The following is a 2,933-nucleotide window of genomic DNA, read 5'->3' on the forward strand; positions in this document are numbered from 1 at the left end:
GGCTGGTCAGCGCCGCCGGCATGAAGGCAGCGGCCGCGTTGTCGCCCGGCGGGCAGGCGCAGGTGATCGCGCATGGGGGGCACGCACCGTTCTTGGGGCATGCCGATATCGTGGCCGCCCAGCTGCGACAATTCGTTGTTGAGGGCTGTCGACTGTCCGTCGACTCTACCGGGTAGGACATCATGGATCTTGGAATTGCCGGCCGCTGGGCCCTGGTCTGCGCCGCCAGTAAAGGGCTGGGGCTGGGCTGCGCACGCGCCTTGGCGCGCGAAGGCGTCAACGTGGTCATTGCCGCACGCGGCGAAGACGCGCTGGCCCGCGCGGCCGCGGAACTGAAGGCGTTGCCGGGTGCGGGCGAAATCCGCACGGTCGTGGCCGACGTCACCACCGAAGCCGGCCGCGCCGCCGCGCTGGCGGCCTGTCCGCAGGTGGATATCCTGGTCAACAACGCCGGGGGACCGCCGGCCGGCGACTTCCGGCAGTTCAAGCGGGAAGACTGGATTGCCGCGCTGGACGCGAACATGCTCGCTCCGATCGAGCTGATCCGCGCGACGGTGGACGGCATGATCGAGCGCGGCTTCGGCCGCATCATCAACATCACCTCGTCGTCGGTGAAGGCTCCCATCGACATCCTCGGACTGTCCAACGGTGCACGCTCGGGGCTCACCGGGTTTGTTGCCGGGGTGGCGCGGCGCACGGTGGCGCACAACGTGACCATCAACAACCTGCTGCCGGGGCAGTTCGACACCGATCGTCTGCGTGGCAACTTTGCCTATGTGGCGCAGCAGCAGGGACTGGACGCCGGACAGATCGCCGAGCGCAAGCGTACCCAGATTCCGGCTGGCCGCTTCGGTGATGCCGACGAGTTCGGCGCAGCCTGTGCGTTCCTGTGCAGTGCGCAGGCCGGCTATATCACCGGACAGAACCTGCTGATCGACGGCGGCGCTTATCCGGGAACATTCTGATTGTCACCGCACGACCCACGGTCGTGCGCGACCGCTTCCCCGGACCCCTTTTCGTAGTGAGCTTTGTATGACTGCCAGTTTTGATCCCCGCCACGTCCGCCGCGCGTTCTCGCGTGCGGCTCACAGCTATGACGCCGCCGCCGCGCTGCAGCGTGAGGTGGAGAAGCGCCTGCTGGAGTCGCTGGACTACATGGAAAGCCGGCAGCCACAGGTCGTGCTCGACGTGGGCAGCGGTACCGGCCACGCCAGTGCGGCGATGAAAAAGCGCTGGCCGAAGGCGCAGGTGATCGCATTGGACCTGGCTCCGCCCATGCTGGCCGAAGCGAAGAAGCAGGCCGGCTGGTGGAAGCCGTTCTCGCGGGTGTGCGCGGATGCGCAGGCACTGCCGCTGGCCGACCAGAGCGTGGATGTGATCTTCAGCAATCTCTGCCTGCAGTGGGTGGAAGACCTGCCTGCGGTGTTCGCGGGGTTTCGACGGGTGCTGAAACCCGGGGGGCTGCTGGTGTGTTCGACCTTCGGCCCGGAAACCCTGATCGAGCTGCGCGATGCGTTCGCTGCTGCCGACAGCACGCCGCACGTGAGCCGCTTCGCGCCGATCGCGCAGTTTGGCGATGCCCTGATGATGTCCGGTTTCCGCGACCCGGTCCTGGACCGCGACCTGTTCACACTGACCTATGCGGACATGGATGCACTGATGCGCGAACTGCGCGCGATCGGGGCCACCAATGCGCGCCAGGACCGGCGACACACACTGACCGGTCGCGGTCGCTTTGCCGCGGCACGTGCTGCCTATGAGCCACTGCGGCGCGAAGACGGCAAGCTGCCCAGCAGCTGGGAAGTGATCTATGCGCACGCGTGGGCACCCGAGCACGGTGCGCCGATCCGCGAGCGCGGGCACGATGTTGCCAGCGTGCCGGTGTCGGCCATTCCGATCCGTCGCCGGACCGAGTGACGTCGATGATGTCCGGTAGAGCCGGGCTCTGCCCGGCTGCTCCCGATGACCCCTACGCGCCGGTGGTCACCAGGTCACGGTGGAAGAAATAGATTTCCTGCGCCAGGAACTTCCAGCTGGTGTGGAAACTGCGGAAGCGCGTGCTGGGCGTCGAGGACGCCAGCGCATCAATGCCCAGCTCATGCGCCAATCGCAGCGCGCGGGCCATGTGCAGCGGGTCGCTGACGATGATCACCCGGTGCAGCTGACGCTGCTCCATCAGCCTTCGCGCTTCGACCAGGTTCTGGCGGGTCGTGCGTGAGGCGGTTTCAATCAGGATGGCCTCATCCGGCACCCCCTGCCTGATCGCATAGCGACGGGCCACCTGCGATTCGGAGAAGCGCGCGGCGGTGCCGCCATAGCCGCCGGTGAAGATCAGCAGCGGCGCATAACCCTGCCGGTAAAGGTCCAGACCATGCCGGATACGCTCCTCGAACACCGGAGAAGGCTTGGCGTCGTATGCGGCGGCCCCGAGCACGATGATGGCGTCGGCCTTGGCCGCCTGGTCACGCTCGCCCACCCACACAATCCAGGCGGTCACACACAGCAACCACGCCAACACCGCCACCAGCAACCGCCACAGCCAGCCCCCCAGGCCGACGCGCGCACGGCGGCTCATGCACGCCCCCACGGCAGCGCATCCAGGTCCACGTTGCCGCCGGACAGCACCACGCCGACGCGCTGGCCGGCAAAGCGGGCCGGTTCGGCGAGGATCGCGGCCAGGGCGATGGCCGAGGAAGGTTCCACCACCTGCTTGAGCACCTGCCAGAGCAGGCGCATGGCCTGCACGGTAGCCGCATCGTCCACCGTGATCACCTCGGCTGCGCCTTGCAGCAGGGTGAAGTTCGGTGCCCCCAATGTGCCACGCAGGCCATCGCAGATCGTGTCCGGGGTGAAATCCAGCTGCAGCGAACCGGCGGCCAGCGAACGCGCCGTGTCGGCGGCTCCGGCCGGTTCGGCCAGCACCAGGCGTGCGT

At 67.6% G+C, this 2,933-nt stretch carries 4 protein-coding genes; 2 read left to right on the forward strand and 2 right to left on the reverse strand.

All coding sequences use genetic code 11. The features are described from left to right. Positions 1–182: 182 nt before the first annotated feature. Both EGJ34_RS21130 and bioC read left to right on the forward strand, forming a co-directional pair. A complete protein-coding gene (locus EGJ34_RS21130; RefSeq protein ID WP_125362371.1) occupies positions 183–965 on the forward strand; it encodes an SDR family oxidoreductase in 783 nt (260 codons plus the stop codon). A 67-nt stretch (positions 966–1,032) separates the two neighbouring features. After that, positions 1,033–1,917: a malonyl-ACP O-methyltransferase BioC gene (gene bioC, locus EGJ34_RS21135; RefSeq protein WP_125362372.1), complete on the forward strand. Its 885-nt coding sequence runs from the start codon at positions 1,033–1,035 to the stop codon at positions 1,915–1,917. A 52-nt stretch (positions 1,918–1,969) separates the two neighbouring features. On the opposite strand, the gene EGJ34_RS21140 is transcribed toward bioC, so the two are convergent. Both EGJ34_RS21140 and EGJ34_RS21145 read right to left on the reverse strand, forming a co-directional pair. After that, positions 1,970–2,587, reverse strand: a complete 618-nt coding sequence (locus EGJ34_RS21140; protein ID WP_185750283.1) for a YdcF family protein — start codon at positions 2,585–2,587, stop codon at positions 1,970–1,972. Beyond that, positions 2,572–2,933, reverse strand: a 362-nt coding sequence (locus tag EGJ34_RS21145; RefSeq protein ID WP_125362374.1) for a pyridoxal-phosphate dependent enzyme, incomplete at its 5' end; no start/stop codon positions are given. The genes EGJ34_RS21140 and EGJ34_RS21145, both read right to left, overlap by 16 nt.

The sequence above is a fragment of the Stenotrophomonas sp. 278 genome (genome assembly GCF_003935715.1).
GTDB lineage: Bacteria > Pseudomonadota > Gammaproteobacteria > Xanthomonadales > Xanthomonadaceae > Stenotrophomonas > Stenotrophomonas maltophilia_AH.